The organism is Pantoea sp. ABR1s (assembly GCF_057812235.1).
In genome coordinates, this window is sequence record NZ_CM173823.1 from 3,423,183 (window position 1) to 3,450,077 (window position 26,895).

The window sequence follows — 26,895 nt, forward strand, 5'->3', positions numbered from 1 at the left end:
GCGGAACCAACAATGGATAAAGTATGAAGAACTGGAGAATGCTGATTCTTGGTGTGGCAATCAGTGCCAACACCGCGTTCGCAGCACCACAAGTCGTTGATAAAGTTGCAGCCGTGGTCAATAACGGCGTGGTTCTTGAGAGTGACGTGGATGGCATGATGAGCACCGTTAAATCTCAGGCCCAGCAGGCTGGTCAGCAGTTGCCGGATGATAAAACGTTGCGCCATCAGATTCTGGAACGTCAGATCATGGACAACATCATCCTGCAGATGGGTGATAAAGCGGGAATTCAGATCAGCGACGAGCAGCTGGACCAGGCTATTCAGAACATCGCTGCGCAGAACAAGATGAGCCTTGATCAGCTGCGTAGCCGTCTGGCTTATGACGGCATGAACTACAGCGTGTATCGTTCTCAGATCCGCAAAGAGATGACTATCGCCGAAGTGCGCAACAACGAAGTGCGTCGTCGTGTCACGATTCTGCCGCAGGAAGTGGATACGCTTGCTACCCAGATCGGCTCTCAGAACAGCCAGGGTACTGAACTGAACGTCAGTCATATTCTGCTGCCGCTGCCGGAAAACCCGACGCAACAGCAGGTTGATGAGCAGGAAACGCTGGCGAAACAGCTGGTTGGCGAACTGAAAAATGGCGCTGACTTTGGCAAGATGGCCGTGACCTACTCTGCCGACTCCCAGGCGCTGAAAGGCGGCAACATGGGCTGGGGTAAAATCGAAGAGTTACCGACCCTGTTTGCTCAGGCACTCTCAAGCGCCAAAAAAGGCGATATCGTCGGGCCGGTGCGCTCTGGTGTGGGCTTCCACATCCTGAAAGTGAACGACCTGCGTGGCGAGAGCAAAAATGTCTCGGTCACCGAAGTCCATTCGCGTCACATTCTGCTGAAGCCATCGCCGATCCTGACAGACGATCAGGCACGCGCGCAGCTGGAGCAGATTGCTAACGATATCCGCAGTGGCAAAACCACCTTTGCGGCGGCGGCTAAACAGTACTCTGACGATCCGGGTTCGGCGAACCAGGGCGGCGACCTCGGCTGGACCTCTCCGGAAGTCTTTGATCCGGCGTTCCGTGACGCGCTGCTGCGCCTGCAGAAAGGCCAGACCAGCCAGCCGGTTCACTCCTCTTTCGGCTGGCATCTGATTCAGTTGCTGGATACCCGTCAGGTGGATAAAACCGATGCGGCCCAGAAAGAGCGTGCTTACCGTATGCTGTTTAACCGTAAGTTCGCGGAAGAAGCACAGACCTGGATGCAGGAACAACGTGCCAGTGCCTACGTGAAGATTCTGGATGGCAATGCGCAGTAATGCCCGTGTGGTGATCACGCCCGGCGAACCTGCCGGGATTGGTCCCGATCTTACCGTTCAGCTGGCCCAGCAGTCGTGGCCGGTTGAACTGGTGGTCTGCGCCTCGCCTGCCCTGTTGCAGCAGCGTGCGGCGCAACTCGGTCTGCCGCTGACGCTGCTGCCCTACCAGCCTGGTGTGGCAGCCGAGCCACAGCAGGCGGGTACACTGACTATCCTGCCAATTGAAACGGCAGCGCCGGTCACACCCGGCGAGCTTTGCGTCGCCAACAGCGACTATGTGCTGGCCACGCTGACGCGCGCCTGCGACGGTTGTCTCGACGGTGAATTCGCTGCCCTGATTACCGGCCCGGTGCATAAAGGCGTGATTAACGATGCCGGCATCGCCTTTACCGGCCATACCGAATTCTTCGCCGATCGCGCAGGCGGCCATCGGGTGGTCATGATGCTGGCGACAGAAGAGCTACGAGTCGCACTGGCCACCACCCATCTGCCGCTGAAAGATGTGCCCGCTGCGGTAACCCGTGAATGTCTGCATGAAGTGATTACGATTCTGCATCGTGATCTGCAGCAGAAGTTTGCGATTGCCGAGCCGCATATTTACGTCTGTGGTCTTAACCCTCATGCCGGCGAAAGCGGTCACATGGGTCGGGAAGAGATCGAGACCATCACGCCGGCACTCAATGAACTGCGTCAGCAGGGCATTAATCTGACCGGCCCGCTGCCTGCGGATACCCTTTTCCAGCCCAAATATCTGCAATACGCCGATGCGGTGCTGGCGATGTATCACGACCAGGGCCTGCCGGTACTCAAATTTCAGGGGTTTGGCCGGGCGGTAAATATCACCCTGGGCCTGCCCTTTATCCGGACTTCAGTTGACCACGGCACCGCGCTTGAACTCGCTGGCCTGGGTCAGGCTGAACCGGGCAGCTTCATCACGGCGCTTAACCTCGCCATCACTATGATCAAGAGCAGTAATGAATAATCGCGTCCATCAGGGGCACTACGCCCGTAAACGTTTCGGGCAGAACTTCCTGAACGATCAGTACATTATCGACAGCATTGTCTCCGCCATCCATCCTCAGCGCGACGAAGCGCTGGTGGAGATCGGCCCAGGACTGGGTGCCTTAACCGAGCCGGTAGGCGAACGCCTCGATAAATTAACGGTGATAGAGCTGGACCGCGATCTCGCTGCGCGTCTGGAAACGCATCCGTTCCTTGGCCCGAAACTGACTATCTTCCAGCAGGATGCCATGACCTTCGACTTCGCCGCGCTGGCGCAGGAGAGAGGCCAGCCGCTGCGGGTATTTGGTAACCTGCCGTACAATATTTCGACCCCGCTGATGTTCCACCTTTTCAGCTATACTGGTTCGATCAAAGATATGCACTTCATGCTGCAGAAAGAGGTGGTTAATCGTCTGGTTGCCGGTCCGGGTAACAAGACCTACGGTCGCCTGACGGTGATGGCACAGTACTACTGCCAGATCATTCCGGTGCTGGAAGTGCCTCCGCACTCTTTCACGCCACCACCGAAAGTGGACTCTGCCGTGGTGCGTCTGGTGCCGTATGCCGAGCCGCTGTATCCGGTCAGCGATGTGCGTATCCTGAGCCGTATTACCACTGAAGCGTTCGGCCAGCGTCGTAAAACGCTGCGCAACAGCCTGAGCCACATGGTGGCCGCCGGTGCGCTGGAAGAGTTATCCATAGATCCAACCCTGCGTGCCGAGAACGTCTCGGTGGCGCAATATTGTCAGCTGGCGAACTGGCTGGCGAATCATCAGGGAAAATCGCAGGAGTAAGTCATGAGTGAAACGGCCCGCGTCTCCGTCCATGTGCAAAGCCAGTACGTCGCCTCACAATCCTCACCGGATGATGATCGCTACGTCTTCGCCTATACCATTACGATACGCAATCTGGGCCGTTCCTCAGTGCAACTGCTGGGACGCTACTGGTTGATTACCAACGGTAACGGCCGCGAAACGGAAGTTCAGGGTGAAGGCGTGGTCGGTGAACAGCCGCTTATCGCGCCAGGCAATGAATTTCAGTACACCAGCGGTGCCGTGATTGAAACACCGATGGGCACCATGCAGGGGCACTATGTGATGGTCGACGAACAGGGCGACACTTTTCACGTAGAGATCCCGGTGTTCCGCCTCGCCATTCAGACCCACATTCATTGATTCACACGCTTTTTGCCCGTTAAGTCGGGCACCTTCCTGATGGATAAAACGTTATGAGCACATACCTGATTGGCGACGTTCACGGTTGCTACGATGAATTACGTGCATTGCTGCAACAGGTCGACTTCAATCCTGAGCAGGATACCCTGTGGCTGACCGGCGACTTAGTGGCGCGCGGTCCTGGCTCACTGGAAGTCTTACGCTACGTAAAATCGCTGGGCGACGCGGTGCGTCTGGTGCTGGGCAATCACGACTTGCATCTGCTGGCGGTCTACGCCGGCATCAGCCGTAACAAGCCTAAAGATCGCCTGACCCCGTTGCTGGAAGCGGATGATGCGGATGAGCTGATCAACTGGCTGCGTCGTCAGCCGCTGTTACAGGTTGATGAAGAGAAAAAGCTGGTGATGGGACACGCCGGTATCACGCCGCAATGGGATATTGAGACCGCGAAAAAGTGCGCGCGTGAAGTCGAAGCGGTTCTCGCCAGCGACAGTTATCCGCTGTTCCTGGATGCCATGTATGGCGACATGCCGAACAACTGGAGTGAGGATCTGACCGGCCTGGCGCGTCTGCGCTTCAGCACCAACGCCCTCACCCGCATGCGCTACTGCTTCCCCAACGGCCAGCTGGACATGATCTGCAAAGATGCCCCGGAATCGGCGCTTCCGCCGCTGAAACCCTGGTTTAACATTGAGGGGCCGGTCGCACGTGACTACACCATCGTCTTTGGTCACTGGGCCTCGCTGGAAGGCAAAGGCACGCCAGAGGGCATTATCGGGCTGGATACCGGCTGCTGCTGGGGCGGAACGCTGACCCTGTTGCACTGGGAGACGCAGCGCTATGTGGTGCAGCCCTCTAATCGCGAAAAAGCCCTGGCCTCCAGCGACAGTCTGGCACCGCCCACGCTATAACGGCGATGCTGGCCATCAGGCCAGCATCCTGTTTTATGCGCCGATAATGCCGCCATCTTCACGGGTGATCATAATCACCGACGACCGCGGACGCGGACTGTTGTCTGGGAAATGCGAGTCACCCTCTTCGCCGGGATGCTGCACATTCACGAACAGCGTTTTGTAATCGGGCGTGAAGGTAATACCGGTCAGCTCGCACGATTTTGGACCGACCATAAACCGGCGGATCTCGCCACTATCAGGATCACCCACCAGCATCTGATTATTCCCCTGCCCCTGATAATCCTCTTTGTTGCTGTATTTGCCGTCGGTCAGGATCCATAACCGCCCCTGCGCATCAAACCCCAGCCCATCCGGACTGTTAAAGGTATTCTCCGCGGTGATGTTCGGTGTGCCACGATAGATCCCCTCAGGATGCGCTATCGGGTTGCCACACAGCGCATAGATATCCCACTCAAACGTCTGCGCGGTAGCATCGCCTTTCTCATCCCAGCGAATAATCTGACCGTAGATATTTTTTGGCCGCGGATTCGCTGCATTGACCGGCATGCCTTCATTTCCGCGCTTGTTGTTGTTGGTCAGAGTGCAGTAGGCACGGCCGTCATGCGGGTTAACCGCAATCCACTCCGGCCGGTCCATTCGCGTTGCGTTGACCACATCTGCTGCGGCACGCGCATTGATCAAAACATCTGCCTGGCTATTGAATCCCTTTTCAGCGGTGAGTCCATTTTCGCCCCACTTCAGCGCCAGCCAGCGCCCGGTGCCTTTAAGCGGTGTGCCCTGCGCATCGCCGTTGAACTGCGCCACATAGAGCGTGCCCTTATCAAGCAGTCCGTGATTGGCTTTAGCATCATCCGGAGTGACCTTGTCATCTGAGACAAATTTATAGATATACTCGCCGCGCTCGTCGTCGCCCATATAAACCACCAGCTGGCCGGTTTTCGCGACCGTCACGGCGGCATTCTCGTGCTTGAAGCGGCCCAGTGCGGTCCGCTTTACCGGCACGGAGTGAGGATCGAAAGGATCGATTTCGACAATCCAGCCGTGACGGTTGAATTCGTTGGGATTCTTAGCGATATCGAAGCGGGGATCAAAATCGGCCCAGTTGCGCTCCGGCTCAGCGGCATTCAGGGTATAGCGCTTCTGCTGTGGGGTCGGCGTAAAGTCCGCCTGATGGGTGCCAAAGTAGGTGTCGTAGTTCTCTTCACAGGTGAGATAGGTGCCCCACGGCGTTTTGCCGTTGGCGCAGTTACCAAAGGTGCCCAGGACATTCATTCCCTGCGGATCGGCGGCAGTCTGCAGCGCTTTATCCCCCGCAGCCGGACCGGAGAAGCGCATCGGGGTATTGGCGGTAATGCGGCGGTTATAGTCAGAAGGACGTACCACCTGCCAGCGATTGTCCTCACCCCGTTTGACTTCAACGATGGAGATACCGTGCGCCGCCTGCGACTTTTTGACATCTTCCAGGCTGGTCGCTTTACTGCCGCCGTGGGCGAACAGCGTCGGCTCATTCACATATTCATTGTTAATCGCCATCACGCCGCGTTGGTCATTAATCGCGAAGAAGCTCATACCGTCGTTGTTGTCACCGAACTGCTTTTCCTGATCTTCGGCGCTGTTGTTGCCCTGCGGATCAAACGCGGCTGCGCCATTCACCAGCGGATCACCCCAGGAGATCAACACGTCGGCGCGATAGCCAGGGGCCACCACAATCTCATCGGCCGTGGACGCGGCAATCGCCTGAAAGCCCAGCAGTGGACTGCCCGCAGGCTTCTCCTGCGCCAGTGCACTGCCCGAGAGCGTCAGGCCGCCGCTGAGAAAGCCGGTCAGGCCGATAGCACCGGAACCGGCAAGGAATTTACGACGCAGTGGATCAGGCAGGCGGTCAGTGCTTAATGCGGAGAGTTCGATTTTCATTAGTGATTGCTTCCTTTGTGTCGATCCCAGAAAAGAAGCAATGCTAATGAATAAAGATGACAGCCAGGTTACAGCCCGGCAGGGGTGGGATTAGCGACGACGGTCAAGGATCTCAAAGCAGTAGCTGTGGGAATTTTGCTCGTCAGCGTCGTGGAATTCGCTGAACGTTGACTGCCACTCATCCGGCTCGTAATCCGGGAACTGCGTATCACCTTCGACTTCCGCATCAATGTGCGTCAGATAGAGACGATCGGCACGCTTCAGCATCTGCTCATAGACGCGGCCACCGCCAATCACCATGATCTCTTCAGCGTCACCGGCTGCCTGTAACGCCTCATCCAGCGAAGTGACCCAGGTAACGCCTTCGGTGGTGCCCGGCTGGCTGCTGACCACGATATTCAGTCGGCCAGGTAACGGACGGCCAATAGATTCAAAGGTCAGTCGGCCCATAATCACCGGTTTCTTCAGCGTATGGCGCTTGAACCACGCCAGATCTGCAGGCAGGTCCCACGGCATGGCGTTCTCCATTCCAATAATGCGATCTGCTGCTAATGCCGCGATAAGACTAATCATGTTAACCACTCACTGAAAAAAATTGGCGCCATGATACGTAAAGGTGAAACTTTCGTCGATAGGGGGAAAGGTCTAATTGCGTAAAGCTTTTCATGACGTCGTTTTTCAAGGCCTGTGCAGCGTTTTTCACCGCCTAATCGCGTCAGTTTGCCGCAGCTCGCCAGCGATCGGCCTTATGCTGGTACAAAAGTCGTGCGCAAAAGAAAACGGCTCCCGGAGGAGCCGTCAGGGTTATCAGAAGTCGTAGCGCAGACGCACCAGATTCATATCACCCAGGTTATCGGTGCTGGAGGTAAACACATGTTCGTAATCGACACGGAAACCGTAGTCGAGGAACAGCACCACACCCAGACCGTTGTCGATGCGCTGATAATCACGGCCTGTCGCATACTCAATGCGATCGCCCATGACATATGGCTGTACCGCTTTCAGACCATACTGCCCCACCGGAATCTTGTAACCGGCGAAATATTCAATGCCCCACGCGTCGCCGGCAAAGTAGTCATGCACATCTTTGCGTTTGGTGGTCATGAAGTTCTCATACCAGCCACCGCCGGCTGACAACGTCCAGTTGCCTGGAGTCCAGCTCAGCGCGGTGCCGTAAATGTTCTGATCGTAATCGCGGCTGTCGCCGTTGTTCGGGTTACGCATCGCCGCGCGGGTGTAGTTCCACGCCGTGCCCCAGCTCAGATCGTCCGTGATGTGGTAGTCCACACCCAGCGAGCCGCCGCCTTTGCGCTTATAGCGCAGGCCGTTGCCTGGCAGATACTCGTTATCTTCGAACATATAAGAGGCGTAAAGATCCGCATCGCCGAAGCTGTTTTTATACTTCAGCTGTTTGCGTGAGCGGTAAGATCCGTCGTAGTCGCCGTTGATCCCGTTACCCGGAGCCTGGCCGACCATGTCGTAATCCCAGATATCGGTCTTGGCGCCCACGGTATCGTAATAGACACTGTTCTGCTGACCAAAGGTAAGCTGGCCCCAGGTTTTGCTTTTCAGACCGGTGTAGAGCTGACGACGCGTGGTGTTATTGGCACCGTCCGCATAGTGACGATCCCAGCTGAAGACCGCCGGGACGTTAACGCCCAGCTCGTAGTAGCTGATCCAGCTGACGTCATCAAACAGGTAGTAGTCAGCGCCGAAACGGAAACGGGTGCCGCCATCAAAACCGTCGCGCTTGTAGGATTTGTCATCCACGCCGGTCTGATGATTGAACTGAGCACGAATGCTGCCGCCAAAAGTAAAGTTAAGACGGCTAAGCGGATCGCCGGCCTGCGGATCCTGTTTTAACAGGGTAATTTCCGCCTGGCTGGCGAAAGGAAGAATTGCCATCAGTGCAGCCACTGCACTCAGAGAAAAAGTACGCATTTTCATTTTTTATTTATGTCCTGATACGCTCCAGTGATGAGCGGCAGGCATAGTACTGACGAAAAATCCGCACAGGAAGTGTTTATATTATAAATTTGTGCGAACCGGTCTTATTCGCACCTATAGCTAAAAAAATAAGCCAAATCAGTGACTTTAACGCAAACTCTTTGCTTTCCCTGAACCCTGTTTTCGGATTATCGCCAATAAGATGGTCAAAAAAAACGGCTCCCGCAGGAGCCGTTTTTCACATTACATCGCCTTACATCGCCTTGATCTGGGCATGCATCTCCTGAACGGAGATAACCTGTTCCGTCGGGTCAGCATTCAGCGCCATCGCGGTGGCGAAGCCGCCGTTCAGCGTGGTGTCGTAGTGCACTTTATACTGCAGAGCACTGCGGCGAATCAGTTTCGAATCTTCAATCGCCTGACGACCCGCCGTGGTATTAACGATGTAGCTATACTCGCCGTTCTTCAGACGGTCCTGAATGTGCGGACGCCCTTCGTGCACCTTGTTCACCAGGCGCGGATTGATGCCCGCTTCGCCCAGCACAACCGCCGTGCCGTGAGTCGCATCCAGTTCGAAACCAAACTTCTGCAGCTTAGCGGCCAGGTCGACAATACGTTTCTTGTCGCCTTCACGCACCGACAGCAGCGCACGGCCCGACTTCTTCATGTTGCTCTGTGCGCCCAGCATCGCTTTAGAAAACGCCTCAGCGAAGGTGCGGCCCACGCCCATGACTTCACCGGTAGAGCGCATTTCTGGCCCCAGAATCGGGTCAACGCCCTGGAACTTGTTAAACGGCAGCACCACTTCTTTGACAGAGTAGTAAGGCGGAATCACCTCTTCAGTGACGCCCTGCTCTGCCAGCGTTTTGCCTGCCATCACGCGCGCGGCAACTTTCGCCAGCGGGACACCGGTCGCTTTAGAGACGAACGGCACGGTACGCGCCGCGCGAGGGTTAACTTCGATCAGGTAGACTTCGTTGTCTTTCACCGCGAACTGGACGTTCATCAGGCCACGAACGTTCAGCTCAAACGCCAGCTTCTCAACCTGCTGGCGCATCACATTCTGAATCTCCTGACTCAGGGTGTAGGCCGGCAGTGAACAGGCGGAGTCACCGGAGTGAACGCCAGCCTGCTCGATGTGTTCCATGATGCCGCCAATCAACACCCGCTCACCGTCGCAAATCGCATCAACATCCACTTCGACCGCATCATCCAGGAAGCGATCCAGCAGCACCGGTGCATCGTTGGAAACCGAGACCGCCGTCTGGAAGTAGCGCTTGAGGTCGATCTCGTCGTAGACGATCTCCATGGCACGGCCACCCAGCACATAAGAAGGACGCACCACCAGCGGATAACCCAGGCCCGCGGCTTTCTCAACCGCCTGCTCCAGTGTGGCCACCGTGGCGTTGGCGGGTTGCTTCAGGTTCAGTCGATCAACCGCCTGCTGGAAACGTTCACGGTCTTCAGCACGGTCGATGGAATCCGGGCTGGTGCCGATAACCGGTACGCCTGCGGCTTCCAGGGCACGCGCCAGTTTCAGCGGAGTCTGACCGCCATACTGCACAATCACACCTTTTGGCTGCTCAATGCGCACAATCTCCAGCACATCTTCCAGCGTGACCGGCTCGAAGTAGAGGCGATCAGAGGTGTCGTAATCGGTCGAGACTGTTTCCGGGTTACAGTTGACCATAATGGTCTGATAACCATCTTCACGCAGCGCGAGGGCGGCGTGAACGCAGCAATAGTCGAATTCGATACCCTGACCGATACGGTTTGGCCCACCGCCCAGAATCATGATTTTTTCGCGATCCGGACTTGGATTGGCTTCGCACTCCTCCTCATAGGTGGAGTACATGTAGGCGGTGTCTGTCGCGAACTCTGCGGCGCAGGTATCCACGCGCTTGTAAACCGGGTGCAGGTTAAACTGCTGACGCAGCTTGCGGATTTCGCTCTCTGCCACGCCCGCCAGTGTTGCCAGCCGTGCATCAGCAAAGCCTTTACGCTTCAGGGCGCGCAGGAACGTCTCATCCAGGCTATTAACCCCTTCACGGGCAACCTGCTCTTCCAGCCGCACCAGTTCTTCGATCTGCACCAGGAACCAGCGGTCAATATTGGTCAGGTTAAACACGCCATCCACTGACATGCCGGCACGGAAAGCGTCTGCGATGTACCAGATGCGGTCTGAACCGGCATCTTTCAGCTCACGGCGGATGCGGGTTAATGCTTCCGGGTCGTCGAGGTGGACTTTCGGGTCGAAGCCATTAGCGCCTACTTCCAGGCCGCGCAGCGCTTTCTGCATGGATTCCTGGAAAGTACGACCAATTGCCATCACTTCCCCGACCGACTTCATCTGCGTGGTCAGGCGATCGTTGGCACCGGCAAATTTTTCGAAGTTGAAACGCGGGATCTTGGTGACAACGTAGTCGATGGAAGGCTCGAACGAGGCAGGCGTTAAACCGCCGGTGATATCATTCATCAGCTCGTCGAGGGTATAGCCGACCGCCAGTTTGGCCGCCACTTTAGCAATCGGGAAACCGGTCGCTTTGGAGGCCAGCGCCGAGGAGCGTGACACGCGCGGGTTCATCTCAATGACAATCAGGCGGCCATCTTTCGGATTAACCGAGAACTGCACGTTGGAGCCACCGGTTTCCACACCGATCTCACGCAGTACCGCCAGCGAGGCGTTACGCATGATCTGATACTCTTTGTCGGTCAGCGTCTGGGCAGGTGCCACCGTGATGGAGTCACCGGTGTGGATCCCCATCGCATCGAAGTTTTCAATTGAGCAGACGATGATGCAGTTGTCGTTTTTATCGCGCACCACTTCCATCTCATACTCTTTCCAGCCAATCAGCGACTCATCAATCAGCAGCTCATTCGTCGGTGAAAGGTCCAGACCGCGTTCGCAAATCTCTTCAAACTCTTCGCGGTTGTAGGCGATGCCGCCACCGGTTCCGCCCATAGTAAATGAGGGACGGATAATGCAGGGGAAACCGACATCTTCAGCCACGGCCAGCGCTTCTTCCATGGTGTGCGCAATGCCGGAGCGCGCGGTATCCAGACCGATGCTTTTCATCGCCACGTCGAAACGACGACGATCTTCTGCTTTGTCGATCGCATCAGCCGTTGCGCCGATCATGGTGACGCCAAACTCTTCCAGCACGCCATGACGTTCCAGCTCCAGCGCACAGTTCAGCGCTGTCTGACCGCCCATGGTCGGCAGTACCGCGTCCGGGCGCTCTTTTTCGATGATTTTGCGCACCACTTCCCAGTGAATCGGCTCAATGTAAGTCGCATCAGCCATTTCCGGGTCGGTCATGATCGTCGCCGGGTTGGAGTTCACCAGAATGACGCGGTAACCCTCTTCACGCAGCGCTTTACACGCCTGCGCACCGGAATAGTCAAATTCGCAGGCCTGGCCGATCACAATCGGACCGGCACCAAGAATCAGGATGGATTTTAGGTCTGTACGTTTTGGCATGAATTAGCTCCTGATTACTTCGCTTGCAGACGGAATGCGTCAATCAATTCAATAAAGTGGTCAAACAGCGGCGCAGCATCGCCTGGGCCCGGGCTCGCTTCCGGGTGTCCCTGGAAGCTGAATGCGGGCTTGTCAGTGCGGTGAATGCCCTGCACGGTTTTATCGAACAACGAAATGTGAGTTACACGCAGGTTAGCGGGAAGATTGTTCTCATCGACCGCAAAACCGTGGTTCTGCGCGGTGATCATCACGCGATTGTTATCGAGATCTTTCACCGGATGGTTGCCGCCGTGGTGGCCCAGCTTCATCTTCACGGTCTTAGCCCCGCTGGCCAGCGCCAGCAGCTGATGACCCAGACAGATCCCGAACACCGGGATCTCTGTTTTCAGGAAGGCCTGAATCGCGCTGATGGCGTAGTCGCACGGCTCCGGGTCGCCAGGACCGTTAGAGAGGAAGATGCCATCCGGATTAAGCTTAAGTACTTCTTCCGCAGGCGTCTGTGCCGGAACGACGGTCAGACGACAGCCGCGATCGACCAGCATCCGCAGAATGTTGCGCTTGGCACCGTAATCGTAAGCCACCACATGGTAAGGCAGTGATTCAGCGTCGGCCTGCTCTGGCAGCCCTCCCTCCAGCGTCCAGCTGCCCTGCTGCCAGCTGTAGGTCTCAGTGGTGCAGACCTCTTTCGCCAAATCCATCCCTTTCAGTCCCGGGAACGCCTGAGCTTTTTGCAGCGCCAGCGCGGCATCCGGATTATCGCCCGCAATGATGCAGCCGTTTTGTGCACCTTTCTCACGCAGCAAGCGCGTCAGCTTGCGGGTATCGATATCGGCAATCGCCACGATGTTGTTGCGCTGCAGGTAGGCGGATAAGCCCTCTTCACTACGGAAGTTGCTGGCAATCAGCGGCAGGTCACGGATAACCAGGCCCTGCGCATGAATCTGGCTGGATTCTTCGTCGGCGGTATTGGTTCCGACATTACCGATATGGGGATAAGTGAGAGTAACGATTTGGCGGGAATAGGAAGGATCAGTGAGGATTTCTTGATAACCGGTCATTGAGGTATTGAAAACGACTTCTCCCACTGCCGACCCTGTTGCCCCGATGGCCCGACCGTGGAATTGGGTTCCGTCTTCCAGAACCAAGAGCGCTGACTTAATCAAAACATCCTCCAGGGAATAAACAGTCACAATATCTGCATATTAATTCAAAATAGCCGCCTGAATCAATGCAAAAACCGCCTGAATTGTCGATTTTTGGCAAATTGCGCGCATTCTAATGATCGCCCTGGCCATTGTCTACCCTGCGGCGGGATTTTTTCACCCTTATCTGCCTTCTGAGGAAAATAACGGGCATAAGCAGCAAAAAGAGAGGAAAACTCGGCGGAATAATCGTTTGCCAGGCAGCGTAAAAGCAAAACAGAAGCAGCGCGGCCTTTATTTTTGACCAAATGGTCAAAAATAGCATCCGGCAGAGCAAATAAATGAAGAAAACCGGCAAAAACAGGAGTCAGAGCTAACTTTTATATCGGGAAGGCAAATTTAAGGTAAAATTAAGGGCAATGAAAACATTGCCCCTTTTCAATCAAGCGATTATCGATTGAAACAACCACATCACGATGGTTCACAACACTTACAACATCGACAAATCCAGCACATCCCGCATATCAAACAGGCCAGATTTCTTATCTTTCAACCATAAAGCGGACTTAACCGCGCCATTTGCAAAGGTCATACGGCTTGAAGCCTTGTGGGTTATCTCTACGCGCTCGCCGATATCTGCAAACATCGCAGTATGCTCACCGACGATGTCACCCGCGCGTACTGTCGCAAAACCGATGCTCTGCGGCTGGCGTTCGCCGGTGTGGCCCTCACGCGTATAGACCGCATGCTCATCCAGTTTCCACTGCATCGCATCGGCAATCGCCTCACCCATCGCCAGCGCGGTTCCGGAGGGCGCATCCACTTTATGGCGGTGGTGCGCTTCAACGATCTCAATATCTGCGTACTCCCCCATCACTTTGGCAGCCTTCTCCAGCAGCTTCAGCACCAGGTTAACCCCCACGCTGAAGTTAGCGGCGAACACAATAGGGATATCTTCCGCAGCGGCCCGAATGGCCGCTTTGCCTGCTTCATCAAAACCGGTGGTGCCGATCACCATCGCTTTGCCCTGCTCACGGCAGATCGCCATATACTCCAGCGTGCCTTCCGGGCGGGTGAAGTCGACCAGCACATCAAAATCGTTAATCACCGCGCGTAAATCGTCAGCGATGATGATGCCATTTTTTCCGATGCCCGCTAATTCACCAGCGTCGCTGCCGGTCAGCGATGAGCCTGGGCGAGCCAGTGCCGCACCCAGTTCTGCGCCTTCTGCCTGCTGCGTCGCCTGAATCAGATTACGGCCCATACGGCCCGGCGCGCCCACAATAGCAATGCGGATTGTGTTCATATTTATTCATTCCTAAAACAAAACTATGCATCCAAAGCGTCATCAGGTTAACGATGAGTTAACAGTCACGCCACTATTAATCCGTGATAATAAGAATTTTATGCCAGCCGCCCGTGATTATCAGTAAAAGCAATCACCGCAGCAAATAACGACTTTTTTTGTCAGATTCAAAAAACAAAAAAGGCCGAACAGAGTCGGCCTTTTTATCAGTAATATCGCAGAGTTACTGCACGTTACGCACTTCGACACGCAGCTCTTTGGGCACTTCGAAGACAATATTCTCTTCACGGCCAATCAGCTCAATTGCCGCTTCGCCGCCCAGTTCACGCAGCCGCTGGATCACCTGCTGCACCAGAATATCGGGCGCTGACGCGCCTGCGGTGACGCCGATGCAGGCCACGCCTTTTACCCACTCTTCCTGAATATCATCCGCAGAGTCGATCAGCTTCGCCAGCTTACCGGCACGCTGAGCCAGCTCAGCCAGACGGTTAGAGTTAGAAGAGTTCTTCGACCCCACCACCAGCACCACTTCCGCATCTTTAGCCAGAGTACGAACCGCTTCCTGACGGTTGGTGGTGGCGTAGCAGATATCATCTTTACGCGGCCCGATAATCGCCGGGAAGCGCTGACGCAGAGCATCAATGATGTCAGAGGTGTCATCCACAGAGAGCGTGGTCTGCGTCATGAAGCTCAGATTGTTTTCGTCTTTCACTGTCAGTCTGAAGACATCTTCCGGTGACTCCACCAGATACATGCCGCCATTAGGGTTATTGTACTGCCCCATGGTGCCTTCAACTTCCGGATGACCCGCATGACCAATCAGTATTGCCTCAACGCCTTTACGGCTGGCGCGTGCCACTTCCATATGCACCTTGGTCACCAGCGGACAGGTAGCGTCAAACAGCATAGTCAGATTGCGCGCTTTGGCTTCGGCACGCACTGCCTGAGAAACACCGTGCGCGGAGAAGATCAGAATCGCGTTATCCGGCACTTCACTGATCTCTTCAATGAAGATGGCACCGCGCTCACGCAGGCTGTTTACCACGTAACGGTTATGCACCACTTCGTGACGGACATAGATTGGCGCGCCATACATCTCCAGCGCGCGCTCAACAATACTGATGGCACGATCAACGCCAGCGCAGAAGCCGCGCGGATTAGCTAACAGGATTTGCATCGTTGGCCTCCAGTGCGGGATCGATTTCCAGCACCTCTACATCAAACTGAATACGACGACCTGCCAGCGGATGGTTGAAATCCACAGTGATAGAGTCACCGGAGATTTCACGGATCACGCCAGGCATTTCACTGCCGCCCATGCCGCTGAACAGCATGATGGCTCCCACTTCCGGCTCACCCGCATCGATAAAGTCCCGACGCGAGAAATACTGGATCAGGTCAGGGCTGACGCCGCCAAAGGCGTCGTCCGGTTCCAGGGTAAACTGTTTAGTTTCACCCGCTTTCAGCCCCAGCAGTGCCTGCTCAAGTGCCGCAGAGAGGCTGCCATCACCGAGACGGAACAGCGCGGGCTTGCCGTTTGCACGGGTCGATTCCGCCGTCGAGCCATCTTCCAGCTTCAGCGTAAAATGCACCAACACCGCGCTTTCGCGCTGTACGGACTCAGTCATCACTTACCCTTTCTGTTTAGCCTGTTTGCCGTTCGGGCTGAAAAAGCCCTCCAGCACCACCAATGCAGCACCGATACAGATGCCGCAGTCAGCGATATTAAATGTAGCGAAGTGCCAGTTACCGACATAGAAATCGATAAAATCGACCACAAAGCCATGGTATGAGCGATCAAACAGATTGCCTATCGCGCCGCCGATGATCAGGGCATACGCGATGTTAGCGATCTTCTGACTGGCATGATTACGATACATCATCACGACCAGTGAGATCACGATAGCCAGCGCAATACCGGCAAAGAACCAGCGCTGCCAGCCGCCTTTGTCCGCCAGGAAACTGAACGCCGCGCCGTAGTTGTGCGCGTAGAACAGGTTCAGGTAGGGCATCAGTGGCTGGGTTTCATGCAGCATCATGTTGTTCATCACCCACTGCTTGCTGGCGAAGTCGACAACAATCACCACCAGCACCAGCCACAGCCAGCGCAATCCGGTTGATAAAATAGGTTTACGCATCAGGCAAATTCACGCTGTTCGCCGTCACCGGCTACGTTAGTGTAACAACGACCACAGACCTCAGCATGCTCAGGATTCTGTCCGACGTCGGTAGTGTAATGCCAGCAGCGCTGACATTTCTCGCCTTCCGCCTTGTGCAGCGCGATTTTCAGACCTTTCAGCAGCTCACTCTGCTGCGCTTCGTCGTTCGCCAGGGCGTAATCAGCCACCTGTGCGCCAGAGGTCAGCAGCACAAAGCGCAGCTCATTACCCAGCGCCTGCAGTTTAGCCGCCAGCTCCGGATCGGCATAGAGCGTGACCGTTGCTTCCAGTGCGCCACCGATACGTTTATCCGCACGCGCCTGCTCGATCACCTTGTTCACTTCGCCACGCACTTTCAGCAGCTCAGCCCAGTAGGCGTCATTCAGCGCTTCATCTTCAGCCAGGCCAAACAGCCCCTGATACCACTCTTCGGTAAAGACATACTGCGCACGTTCGCCTGGCAGGTAGCCCCAGATCTCATCCGCCGTAAAGGACATGATCGGTGCCATCCAGCGCACCAGCGCTTCGACGATATGCCACAGCGCGGTCTGGCAGCTGCGACGCGCCAGGCCATCGCCTTTCGCGGTGTACTGACGATCCTTGATGATGTCGAGATAGAAGCTGCCCATCTCAATTGAGCAGAACTGCATCAGTCGCTGGATCACTTCGTGGAAATCGTAGTTCTCGTAAGAGGCAACGATATCGGCCTGTGCCGCCTGAGCGCGACCGACGGCCCAGCGATCCACCACCACCATCTCTTCCGGTTTCACCAGATCGGTCGCCGGGTTAAAGCCGCTGAGGTTAGCCAGCAGGAAACGCGCGGTGTTACGGATGCGGCGATAGGCATCGGCAGAACGTTTAAGGATCTCATCGGAGACCGCCATTTCGCCCGAGTAGTCGGTTGATGCCACCCACAGGCGCAGAATATCGGCGCCCAGTTTGTTCATCACATCCTGCGGCGCAACCGTGTTACCGATCGATTTCGACATCTTGCGGCCCTGACCATCCACGGTGAAACCGTGTGTCAGTACCTGACGATAAGGCGCTTTGCCCTTCATCGCCGTGGAGATCATCAGCGAGGACATAAACCAGCCGCGATGCTGATCGGACCCTTCCAGATAGAGGTCAGGCGCATGTCCGTCAAATTCCGGACGCGCATCAACCACGGAATAGCTGGTTGAACCGGAGTCAAACCAGACATCCAGCGTATCCGGCACTTTTACGTAATGATCGGCATCGTCGCCCATCAGCTCGCGCGGATCGAGATCCCACCAGGCCTGAATCCCCTCCTGCTCAACGCGCTGCGCCACTTTTTCCATCAGCGCCAGCGTGTCCGGGTGCAGCTCTTCGCTCTCTTTATGAACGAACAGCGCCATCGGTACGCCCCAGGTACGCTGACGAGAGATACACCAGTCAGGACGGTTCGCCACCATCGATTCGATACGCGCCTGGCCCCAGTCCGGGATCCACTGCACGCCTTTGATCTCCTTCAGCGACTGCGCACGCAATCCTTTCTGATCCATGCTGATGAACCATTGCGGTGTGGCGCGGAAGATGATCGGCGTTTTATGGCGCCAGCAGTGCGGGTAGCTGTGCAGCAGTTTCTCAACGTGCAGCAGCGCGCCCTTCTCTTTCAGCAGCTCAACGATCATGTCGTTGGCTTTAAAGACGTTGACCCCATCCAGCGTCGGATAGGTGCCTGGCAGATAGCGGCCATCCGGTCCGACCGGATTGGCGGTTTCGATGCCATATTTCTGACCGATAACATAGTCATCCGGGCCGTGGCCAGGTGCCGTGTGGACTGCACCGGTACCCGCTTCCAGGGTGACGTGATCGCCCAGCACCACCAGCGACTCAAGCGCCAGGAACGGATGCTGGAATTTCTGTAGCTCCAGCGCCGCGCCTTTGCATTCGCCCAGTACCTGCCATTCGCTGACGCCCGCGCGCTTCATCACGCTCTCGACCAGATCTTTTGCCAGGATCAGCGCGCGACCGTCGATCTGCAGCAGCTGATACTCAAATTCCGCGTTTAACGAGATGGCGCGGTTAGCTGGCAGCGTCCACGGTGTCGTCGTCCAGATCACCAGTGAAATCGGACCATTAACCTGTGCCACACCAAACGCCTGACGCACCGCGTCGGCATCAATGGCGTTGAACATCACATCAATCGACGGTGACGTTTTGTCGTAATACTCCACTTCCGCTTCTGCTAAGGCAGAACGGCAATCCAGGCACCAGTGCACGGGCTTAGCGCCTTTGTGCAGGTGGCCGTTGCCGATGATTTTACTCAGCGCACGAATGATGTTGGCTTCGGTACCGAAATCCATGGTCAGGTAAGGACGATCCCAGTCGCCCAGCACGCCCAGACGGATAAAGTCCGCCTTCTGGCCTTCAACCTGTTCTGCGGCGTATTTGCGGCACGCTTCGCGGAATTCAGCAGCGGTGACTTTCTCGCCTGGCTTGCCGATCATCTGCTCAACTTTGTGTTCGATTGGCAGACCGTGACAGTCCCAGCCCGGCACATACGGCGAGTCATAACCCGCCATGCCTTTCGACTTAACGATAATGTCTTTCAGAATCTTGTTAACGGAGTGACCAATATGAATGCTGCCGTTCGCATACGGAGGGCCATCATGCAGGATAAAGGTTTTTTTCCCTTTTTTGGCTTCGCGGATGATGCCGTACAGATTGTCGGCATACCAGCGTTGCAACATTCCCGGTTCGCGTTTGGCCAGATCGCCACGCATCGGGAATCCCGTTTCCGGCAAATTCAGGGTAGATTTATAGTCACTCATCAGATTCTCGATTCCGTTTTTCGCTCAGGTTAAAGCAGCCCAAAGAACTGCCGGGCCGTTACCACATCGTTCGCAATTTGTTCTTTCAACGCCTCCAGTGAGGCAAAGCGCTGCTCGTTTCGTATTTTCTGTTTCAGCACCACATCAATGTGACGACCATAGAGATCCATATTGATGTCGAGCAGGTGAACTTCAAGCTGCTGGCGTAAACCTTTTACGGTCGGACGGGTGCCGATATTGGCGACACCTGGCAGTGGCTCGGGCGTCAGACCCCGTACCTCTACCGCATAAACCCCTTTCACCGGCGAGACGCTGCGGCGTAAAGGGAGGTTCGCCGTGGGGAAACCCAGCGTGCGTCCCAGTGCATCACCGTGCACAACGCGGCCGGAAATAGTGAAAGGGTGACCAAGCAGCGACTGCGCCAGCGCTAAATCATCCACGGCCAGTGCCTGACGCACGGCAGTACTGCTGATTCGCTTACCGCCATCACAGAAGGTTTCGGTGCTGACGACCTCAAAGCCGTACTCCGCACCGGCTTTCTGTAATAACAGGAAATCACCCTGGCGACCAGCGCCGAAGCGGAAATCATCGCCTACCGCAAGGTACTTTACGTCCAGCTTTTCGACTAACAGGTCACTGATAAAACGCTGGGCGGACAAGGCCGCAAAGCGACGGTCGAACCGCACGCACAACACTTTATCGACGCCGGCTTCCGCCATGTATCGCAGTTTTTCACGCAGACGCGTCAGACGAGCCGGCGCTTTGTCACCGGCAAACAGCTCCAGCGGCTGTGGCTCAAAAACCATGACCACCACCGGCAGATTGCGCTTACGTCCCTCTTCACACAGCCGCGACATCAGCGCCTGATGCCCACGGTGCACGCCATCGAAATTGCCAATGGTCAGAACGCAGCCGCGATGCTGCTCGTTAAGATTATGAATACCGCGGATAAACTTCATGGCTGGCCCAAACCGGTGGAAATCGGCGGATTATACCCTTGAAAGCGACTCAGGTTAACCCGTCAGCACGCCTTTCATGCTTTCGGCGCTGCATTTCCTGTTGCAGAAGCGCATGTTAAGAATTTTGTCGCGAAATACTGTATTCAGCGAGGGGAAGCTGGTAGAATCCTGCGCCATCAAATACGTAACCGAGTGCCGCTCTCAGGGCGACGCTTATTTGCACAAATCCATTGACAAAATCAGGTTAGAAGGGCATAGTCCTCGGCCTTTGATTTGTCTCTATAGAACACATTTGGGAGTTGTACCTTGGCTAATATCAAATCAGCTAAGAAACGCGCCGTAACATCTGAGAAACGCCGTAAGCATAACGCTAGCCGCCGCTCTATGATGCGTACCTTCGTTAAGAAAGTATACGCGGCGATCGCTTCAGGCGACAAAGCTGCTGCGCAGAACGCATTCAATGAAATGCAACCACTCGTGGACCGTCAGGCTGCTAAAGGTCTGATCCACAAGAACAAAGCTGCACGTTATAAGTCTAACCTGACTGCACAGATCAACAAACTGGCTTAATAGCCTGTTGTTAATCGCTTTGTTAAAAAAGCCGGCGCTTACGCCGGTTTTTTTTCGTCTGTACCCTGGCGGGGAAAGAGTTCGCTGAAGTCTGCGTGACAGAGTCGCTGCACCGCCGGATGCTGAATCATCCGCTCCGCGAAGAGTATGTGATACTCCTCTGATACCGCGTCGAGCCGCCCGACTTCATATATCCCCTCACGTTGACCCATCTCCAGCAAAGGCGCGACAAAAATCGCATTCTGTCGCGCACCAAACGCCGTCATCAATGCCGCATCATCAAACTCACCCAGAATCTCCACCTGCAGCCCCTGGGTGCTGATCCAGTTGAGGATTTTGCGCCCCAGCATGGAGCGGCGCCCCGGAATCAGCAGGGGACGCGTCTCCAGGCAGGCCGGAAAAGAGAGATCGCTGAGCGGCTGGGTTGACCAGAAACTGATCGCACATTCCCCCAGCTTCACCGAAAACAGCCCTTCCTGTTGGGTGGGGTCGATGGAGCAGTCAGAGATAATCATATCCAGCTTATGCTGACTGAGCTGCTCCAGCAGCATTTCGTGGGTCGATTCAAAACAGCGCAGATGAATTTTCTCCTCTGCGACCACTGCCGTCTCCAGCACCTTGCTGACCAGCTGCTTTGAGAGCGCATCTGCCACGCCAACATCCAGCAGCAGATGGGACTCTTTGCGGTAATTCACAATATCCAGCATCTCCTGACTCAGCATAAACATGCGGTCAGCATAGCGAAAAACCAGCTGCCCCAGCTCCGTCGGTACCAGGCCCCGTCCCTGACGCCGGAACAGCTTGCCCTGCAGGCGCTCCTCCAGTGCCTTAATCTGCCCGGTAATGGTCTGTGGCGTCAGGGAGAGTGCCTCTGCTGCTGCCGTAATTGATCCCGCACGGCAGGCGTGCCAGAAGTAGTAGAGATGATTGAAATTGAGCTGATTCATAGAAAAAAGGAGGCTTACGCCTCCTCTCCATTAGCGCAGTTTAATTCGCAGCAGCGTATAGCCGATGACGGCTGAAAGCAGAGAGCCGGTCAGAATGCCCAGTTTAGAAAAGGTCACCAGCTGTTCATGCGCGGCATCAAAGGCCAGCGAACTGATAAAAATTGACATAGTGAAGCCAATTCCGCACAGCACACCAATCGCCATAATATCGCGTATGGTTGTGCCGTTGGGTAATACTGCCAGCCGCAGTTTTACCGCCAGCCAGCAGAAGAGCGTAATGCCTAATGGCTTACCGATTAACAGGCCGAAGATGATGCCTGACGGTTCAGGCGAGAGGACATCACTCAGCGTAATGCCAGCAAGTGAGATACCGGCATTAGCAAAGGCAAACAGCGGCAGAATCATCCAGTTCACCCACGGCATCAGACCATGAGCCAGATGTTCCGCTGGAGAGTGCCCCTCTTTCTTCTCCAGAGGCACGAAGAAGCCCACAATGACGCCAGCCAGGGTTGCGTGGACGCCCGACTTCAGCACGGCGGTCCAGAGTATGATACCCACCAGTATGTAGACTGAGATTCTACGGACGTTAAAGCGGTTCAGGAGTGCCAGCACGACAATTGCGCCAGCAGCCACGCACAGGGAGAGTACTGAGAGATCACTGGTATAGAACAGAGCGATAATCACAATGGCACCCAGGTCATCAATAATCGCCAGTGCCATCAAAAAGACTTTCAGCGCAACGGGAACACGGCTGCCCAGAAGGGCCAGCACACCCAGCGCAAAAGCGATATCGGTTGCGGTGGGAATGGCCCAGCCGTTACGTGCAATCTCATCACCATGGTTGAAAAGCAGGAAGATCAGGGCGGGTAACGCCATGCCGCCTATTGCCGCGATGACCGGGAAGATCGCCTTGTCACGGCTGGCAAGTTCGCCGACCATCAACTCACGCTTTACTTCCAGGCCAATAACCAGAAAGAAAAGCGCCATCAGCGCATCGTTGATCCACAACAGCAAGTTTTTGCTGATATCCAGCGCTCCGAAGCGGATTTGCACCGGTTCATTCAGCAACGCCTGGTAACCCTGGGCGGTAGCGGCCGTATTGGCGAGGATCATCGCCGCGACCGCCGCCACGATCAACATCACGCCATTGCTGGCATCACTTTCAATAAAACTTTTTAGCAGATTTTTTAATTTGCGCGGCTTGTTCAACGTTCATCTTCCTGAGCAGAGACAGAATGTTAAACAGTGTAACGATTCATATAGTTCGTTAAAAGCAGCTTATACCGCGCTATATGCTCGGTTTCGCCGAGCAGTAATAGCAGTAAACGTCGACATTTTTATGAGTGCTGCGGTGAGGGAGAGATAATGCAGCCATCACAGGCAGGGGATTTAAAGTAAAAAAAAGCGGAGCCGGGGCTCCAATGCTGGTCAGTTAAGATTAGATTTGTAAAGGCTGTCACGGTCAAACGTGGCAGCTTTTTTTCCGGGCGAGCGAGCCGCAGTGCGGGCCTGAGCACCTCTGCTGCTGCCGGGCCGTCCTCGCGCCGCTCACGCGGTACCTTCGGCTTTGACGGCGTGCCGACGAACCGTTCGGGGATCGGCCCTCCCTGGCCGGCCCCGAACTGTCCACGCTTCCCGGCGTGGACTTCTGGCCCACCGTCACGCCTCAGCGCTGCGGATAGCCCTTTCAGCAGCAGAGGCGCTCAGGCCTCCACTCTCGTGCCCTTTTTAACACTACACACTGAAGTTTCAGAGCAGGCTGGGGTCGGGCAGGGGCAGGTAATCCGCAGCGCTGAACAGAATGAGTCTGCCAGGAGAGCCCGCAGGACGCGGGCGAAAGGCGGGGCGGCACAGGATGTGCCATCCCCGCCGGTCCGTCAGGCAGAGGAATGAAGTGAAGGAACCGCGCAGCGGCGCGAGGACCGCCAGCCCCTGCGCGGCACCAGACTGCGTTATCACCTGTCGCTTAACTGACTGGCATCAGAGCCGGGGCTCCGCTTTTTATCAGGCAGACTTAACGAGTCAGATCATCAAAGAATTTTTTCACGCCGTCGAAAAAGCTCTTGGAGCGTGGGCTGTTATGCTCGCCGCTCGGGCCGCCAAAACTCTCTTCCAGTTCACGCAACAGCGCTTTCTGTTTCTCATTCAGGCTGACCGGTGTTTCCACCACGACACGACACAGCAGATCGCCGACCGCGCCGCCACGCACAGATTTCACGCCACGTCCGCGCATGCGGAACAGCTTGCCGGTCTGAGTTTCTGACGGCACTTTCAGCTTCACGCGACCATCCAGGGTCGGTACTTCAATCTCACCGCCCAGCGCTGCCATCGCAAAGTTGATCGGCACTTCACAGTAGAGATTGTTCTCTTCACGCTCGAAGATCGGGTGTTTCTTCACCGAGACCTGAACGTAGAGATCGCCTGCTGGTGCGCCCTGCTCGCCCGCTTCGCCTTCGCCGCTCAGACGAATGCGATCGCCGGTGTCGACCCCTGCCGGGATTTTCACTGACAGCGTTTTCGACTTCTCAACGCGGCCATGACCATGACAGGCGTTGCACGGATCTTTAATCACCGAGCCGCGACCATGACAGGTCGGACAGGCCTGCTGAACGGTGAAGAAGCCCTGGCGCATCTGCACCTGGCCTGCACCGTGACAGGTTGAACAGGTTTGTGGCTGCGTTCCCGCTTTCGCGCCGCTGCCGTGGCAGACGTCACACTCTTCCAGCGTTGGAATGCGGATCTCTTTGGTCACGCCGCGTACCGCTTCTTCCAGCGACAGCTCCATGTTGTAGCGTAAATCGGCGCCACGGGATGCGCGCTGACGGCGTCCACCACCAAAGATGTCACCGAACACGTCGCCAAAGATATCGCTGAAGTCTGCGCCGCCGCCACCAAAGCCGCCGCCGCCGTATCCACCGCCACCCATACCGCCCTGTTCAAAGGCTGCATGACCATATTGATCGTAGGCCGCACGCTTCTGCGCATCGGTCAGGATTTCGTACGCTTCCTTGACCTCTTTGAATTTGGCTTCGGCTTCTTTGTCACCGGGATTACGGTCCGGGTGAAATTTCATTGCCAGGCGTTTGTAAGCCTTTTTGATTTCACGCTCGTCCGCGGATTTGGCGACGCCTAAAATCTCGTAGTAATCACTCTTCGCCATGTTTATTTAGCCCTTAACATGATCGCACGGGCGTGGAGAGATCTCCTACGCCCGTGCTGGTTTCAACGGCTGTCAGGCCAACCGTCGCGCCCGGTCAGGGGCAATTATTTCTTGTTGTCTTTCACTTCTTCGAATTCAGCATCGACAACGTCGTCATCTTTCTTCGCTGACGCGTCACCGGCATCCGCTGCACCCGCCTGAGACTGCTGTGCTGCTTCCATCAGTTTGCCGGACACTTCCATCAGCGCCTGCATTTTGGCGTCGATTTCCGCTTTGTCTTCGCCTCTCAGCGCAGTTTCCAGCTCGGCCAGAGCGGCTTCGATTGGCGCTTTGTCATCAGCTGACAGTTTGTCGCCCGCTTCTTCCAGCTGCTTACGCGTGCTGTGGGCAATCTGATCGCCCTGGTTACGCGTCTGTACCAGCTCTTCGAACTTGCGGTCAGATTCAGCGTTCGCTTCCGCATCACTCACCATTTTCTGGATCTCTTCATCGCTCAGACCTGAAGAGGCTTTGATGGTGATTTTCTGCTCTTTACCGCTGTTCTTATCTTTCGCCGACACGTGCAGGATACCATCCGCATCGATGTCGAAGGTCACTTCGATCTGCGGCAGACCGCGTGGCGCGTTCTGGATACCGTCGAGGTTGAACTGGCCCAGTGACTTGTTGTCATTGGCGCGCTTACGCTCACCCTGCAGCACGTGAATGGTCACGGCTGACTGGTTATCTTCAGCAGTCGAGAAGACCTGGCTGTGCTTGGTTGGGATGGTGGTGTTCTTGCTAATCAGCGAAGTCATCACACCACCCATGGTTTCGATACCCAGTGACAGCGGGGTAACGTCCAGCAGCAGCACGTCTTTCACGTCGCCACCCAGTACACCCCCCTGAACTGCAGCACCGACCGCGACCGCTTCGTCCGGGTTCACGTCTTTACGTGGCTCTTTACCGAAGAACTCAGTCACTTTGGCCTGAACCAGTGGCATACGAGTCTGACCACCCACCAGGATGACGTCGTTGATGTCTGAAACAGACAGACCGGCATCCTGCAGCGCAACTTTCAGTGGCGCGATTGAGCGAGCAACCAGATCTTCAACCAGTGACTCCAGTTTAGAGCGGGTCACTTTGATGTTCAGGTGCTTAGGACCGGTCGCATCTGCCGTGATGTATGGCAGGTTAACGTCGGTCTGCTGTGCAGAAGAAAGTTCGATTTTCGCTTTCTCTGCCGCTTCTTTCAGACGCTGCATCGCCAGTGGATCGTTGTGCAGATCGATACCCTGGTCTTTCTTGAATTCAGCAACCAGATAGTTAATCAGGCGGCTATCGAAGTCTTCACCACCCAGGTGGGTATCACCGTTGGTCGCCAGAACTTCAAAGGTTTTTTCGCCGTCAACTTCGTCGATCTCAATGATTGAGATATCGAAGGTACCGCCACCCAGGTCATAAACCGCGATGGTGCGGTTACCCTGGCCTTTATCCAGACCGTATGCCAGTGCAGCAGCGGTCGGTTCGTTAATGATACGTTTGACTTCCAGACCTGCGATACGGCCGGCGTCTTTGGTTGCCTGACGCTGCGCATCGTTGAAGTAAGCCGGTACGGTAATAACCGCTTCAGTCACTGGCTCACCGAGGTAATCTTCGGCGGTCTTTTTCATTTTCTTCAGCACTTCAGCAGAGATCTGCGGCGGTGCCATTCTCTGACCTTTCACTTCCAGCCATGCGTCGCCGTTGTCAGCGCCGGTAATTTTGTACGGCATGATTTTAATATCACGCTGTACTTCTTCGTCCTGGAAGCGACGACCGATCAGACGCTTAATTGCGAACAGGGTATTCTGCGGGTTGGTCACTGCCTGACGTTTAGCCGGTTGACCGACCAGAATTTCGCCATCCTGTGTATACGCAATAATTGAAGGCGTGGTGCGATCGCCCTCGGCATTTTCCAGCACGCGTGCTTTAGTGCCATCCATGATCGCAACACAAGAGTTGGTTGTACCCAGGTCAATACCAATAATCTTACCCATCTAAACATCTCCCACTTAAATTCGTTGCCAATTTGGGTTGTGAACCTTTTATGTGGGCGGGTTGTTTGCATTCAACTGCCAGCACATGCT

Annotated in this window: 21 protein-coding genes; 6 read left to right on the forward strand and 15 right to left on the reverse strand. The window is 55.6% G+C overall.

The genetic code is table 11. The features are described 5' to 3' along the window. Window positions 1–23: 23 nt before the first annotated feature. Genes surA through apaH form a run of 5 tightly spaced genes read left to right on the forward strand, consistent with a single transcriptional unit; the run spans window position 24 to window position 4,407 of the window. On the forward strand, window positions 24–1,319 hold the full coding sequence (surA, locus tag ACXKZD_RS16195; protein ID WP_010253800.1) for a peptidylprolyl isomerase SurA: 1,296 nt from the start codon (window positions 24–26) through the stop codon (window positions 1,317–1,319). Next, window positions 1,309–2,301, forward strand: a complete 993-nt coding sequence (pdxA, locus tag ACXKZD_RS16200; protein WP_033780624.1) for a 4-hydroxythreonine-4-phosphate dehydrogenase PdxA — start codon at window positions 1,309–1,311, stop codon at window positions 2,299–2,301. Before surA ends, pdxA begins: the two co-directional genes overlap by 11 nt. Continuing rightward, complete coding sequence (gene rsmA, locus ACXKZD_RS16205) at window positions 2,294–3,115, forward strand: 16S rRNA (adenine(1518)-N(6)/adenine(1519)-N(6))-dimethyltransferase RsmA (RefSeq protein ID WP_064690523.1); 822 nt, start codon at window positions 2,294–2,296, stop codon at window positions 3,113–3,115. The genes pdxA and rsmA overlap by 8 nt, the downstream gene beginning before the upstream one ends. Window positions 3,116–3,118: 3 nt before the next feature. Further along, window positions 3,119–3,496, forward strand: a complete 378-nt coding sequence (gene apaG, locus ACXKZD_RS16210; RefSeq protein ID WP_003854807.1) for a Co2+/Mg2+ efflux protein ApaG — start codon at window positions 3,119–3,121, stop codon at window positions 3,494–3,496. Between the two features lie 53 nt (window positions 3,497–3,549). Further along, window positions 3,550–4,407, forward strand: a complete 858-nt coding sequence (apaH, locus tag ACXKZD_RS16215; RefSeq protein ID WP_010253765.1) for a bis(5'-nucleosyl)-tetraphosphatase (symmetrical) ApaH — start codon at window positions 3,550–3,552, stop codon at window positions 4,405–4,407. A 33-nt stretch (window positions 4,408–4,440) separates the two neighbouring features. Here the strand turns inward: apaH and ACXKZD_RS16220 are convergent, their stop codons facing one another. The 11 genes from ACXKZD_RS16220 to ribF all read right to left on the reverse strand — a co-directional run bounded on the left by ACXKZD_RS16220 (window position 4,441) and on the right by ribF (window position 20,113). Further along, complete coding sequence (locus ACXKZD_RS16220; RefSeq protein WP_033756530.1) at window positions 4,441–6,324, reverse strand: PhoX family protein; 1,884 nt, start codon at window positions 6,322–6,324, stop codon at window positions 4,441–4,443. A 90-nt stretch (window positions 6,325–6,414) separates the two neighbouring features. Further along, on the reverse strand, window positions 6,415–6,897 hold the full coding sequence (gene folA / locus ACXKZD_RS16225) for a type 3 dihydrofolate reductase (protein WP_010253752.1): 483 nt from the start codon (window positions 6,895–6,897) through the stop codon (window positions 6,415–6,417). A 234-nt stretch (window positions 6,898–7,131) separates the two neighbouring features. Then, window positions 7,132–8,271 carry a porin gene (locus ACXKZD_RS16230; protein WP_488981733.1) on the reverse strand — a complete coding sequence of 380 codons (1,140 nt, stop codon included), beginning with the start codon at window positions 8,269–8,271 and terminating at the stop codon, window positions 7,132–7,134. Between the two features lie 253 nt (window positions 8,272–8,524). Continuing rightward, on the reverse strand, window positions 8,525–11,752 hold the full coding sequence (carB, locus tag ACXKZD_RS16235; RefSeq protein ID WP_010253739.1) for a carbamoyl-phosphate synthase large subunit: 3,228 nt from the start codon (window positions 11,750–11,752) through the stop codon (window positions 8,525–8,527). A gap of 14 nt (window positions 11,753–11,766) precedes the next feature. Continuing rightward, complete coding sequence (carA, locus tag ACXKZD_RS16240) at window positions 11,767–12,915, reverse strand: glutamine-hydrolyzing carbamoyl-phosphate synthase small subunit (RefSeq protein ID WP_033756525.1); 1,149 nt, start codon at window positions 12,913–12,915, stop codon at window positions 11,767–11,769. 469 nt (window positions 12,916–13,384) lie between these two features. Beyond that, the gene (gene dapB, locus ACXKZD_RS16245) at window positions 13,385–14,200 is read right to left on the reverse strand and encodes a 4-hydroxy-tetrahydrodipicolinate reductase (protein WP_010253726.1); all 816 of its coding nucleotides are present in this window, start codon (window positions 14,198–14,200) and stop codon (window positions 13,385–13,387) included. 223 nt (window positions 14,201–14,423) lie between these two features. Continuing rightward, window positions 14,424–15,377 carry a 4-hydroxy-3-methylbut-2-enyl diphosphate reductase gene (ispH, locus tag ACXKZD_RS16250; RefSeq protein WP_010253724.1) on the reverse strand — a complete coding sequence of 318 codons (954 nt, stop codon included), beginning with the start codon at window positions 15,375–15,377 and terminating at the stop codon, window positions 14,424–14,426. Beyond that, the gene (gene fkpB / locus ACXKZD_RS16255; RefSeq protein WP_010253720.1) at window positions 15,358–15,828 is read right to left on the reverse strand and encodes an FKBP-type peptidyl-prolyl cis-trans isomerase; all 471 of its coding nucleotides are present in this window, start codon (window positions 15,826–15,828) and stop codon (window positions 15,358–15,360) included. Before fkpB ends, ispH begins: the two co-directional genes overlap by 20 nt. 3 nt (window positions 15,829–15,831) lie before the next feature. Continuing rightward, window positions 15,832–16,338, reverse strand: coding sequence for a signal peptidase II (gene lspA / locus ACXKZD_RS16260; protein ID WP_010253719.1), 507 nt, complete (start codon window positions 16,336–16,338; stop codon window positions 15,832–15,834). Beyond that, complete coding sequence (gene ileS, locus ACXKZD_RS16265; RefSeq protein ID WP_033770948.1) at window positions 16,338–19,154, reverse strand: isoleucine--tRNA ligase; 2,817 nt, start codon at window positions 19,152–19,154, stop codon at window positions 16,338–16,340. Before ileS ends, lspA begins: the two co-directional genes overlap by 1 nt. A gap of 29 nt (window positions 19,155–19,183) precedes the next feature. Further along, the gene (gene ribF, locus ACXKZD_RS16270) at window positions 19,184–20,113 is read right to left on the reverse strand and encodes a bifunctional riboflavin kinase/FAD synthetase (protein WP_010253714.1); all 930 of its coding nucleotides are present in this window, start codon (window positions 20,111–20,113) and stop codon (window positions 19,184–19,186) included. 306 nt (window positions 20,114–20,419) lie between these two features. On the opposite strand from ribF, the gene rpsT reads away from it, so the two are divergent. After that, window positions 20,420–20,683, forward strand: a complete 264-nt coding sequence (gene rpsT / locus ACXKZD_RS16275) for a 30S ribosomal protein S20 (RefSeq protein ID WP_008925553.1) — start codon at window positions 20,420–20,422, stop codon at window positions 20,681–20,683. Between the two features lie 38 nt (window positions 20,684–20,721). On the opposite strand, the gene nhaR is transcribed toward rpsT, so the two are convergent. The 4 genes from nhaR to dnaK form a co-directional block, all read right to left on the reverse strand. Continuing rightward, window positions 20,722–21,630, reverse strand: coding sequence for a transcriptional activator NhaR (gene nhaR, locus ACXKZD_RS16280; protein WP_033756520.1), 909 nt, complete (start codon window positions 21,628–21,630; stop codon window positions 20,722–20,724). Window positions 21,631–21,660: 30 nt separating this feature from the next. Then, window positions 21,661–22,839 (reverse strand): Na+/H+ antiporter NhaA, encoded by a 1,179-nt coding sequence (nhaA, locus tag ACXKZD_RS16285; RefSeq protein ID WP_010671807.1) that lies wholly within the window; start codon window positions 22,837–22,839, stop codon window positions 21,661–21,663. A gap of 805 nt (window positions 22,840–23,644) precedes the next feature. Further along, complete coding sequence (gene dnaJ, locus ACXKZD_RS16290; RefSeq protein ID WP_010253699.1) at window positions 23,645–24,790, reverse strand: molecular chaperone DnaJ; 1,146 nt, start codon at window positions 24,788–24,790, stop codon at window positions 23,645–23,647. Between the two features lie 104 nt (window positions 24,791–24,894). Next, window positions 24,895–26,805, reverse strand: coding sequence for a molecular chaperone DnaK (dnaK, locus tag ACXKZD_RS16295; protein ID WP_488981734.1), 1,911 nt, complete (start codon window positions 26,803–26,805; stop codon window positions 24,895–24,897). Between the last annotated feature and the right edge of the window lie 90 nt (window positions 26,806–26,895).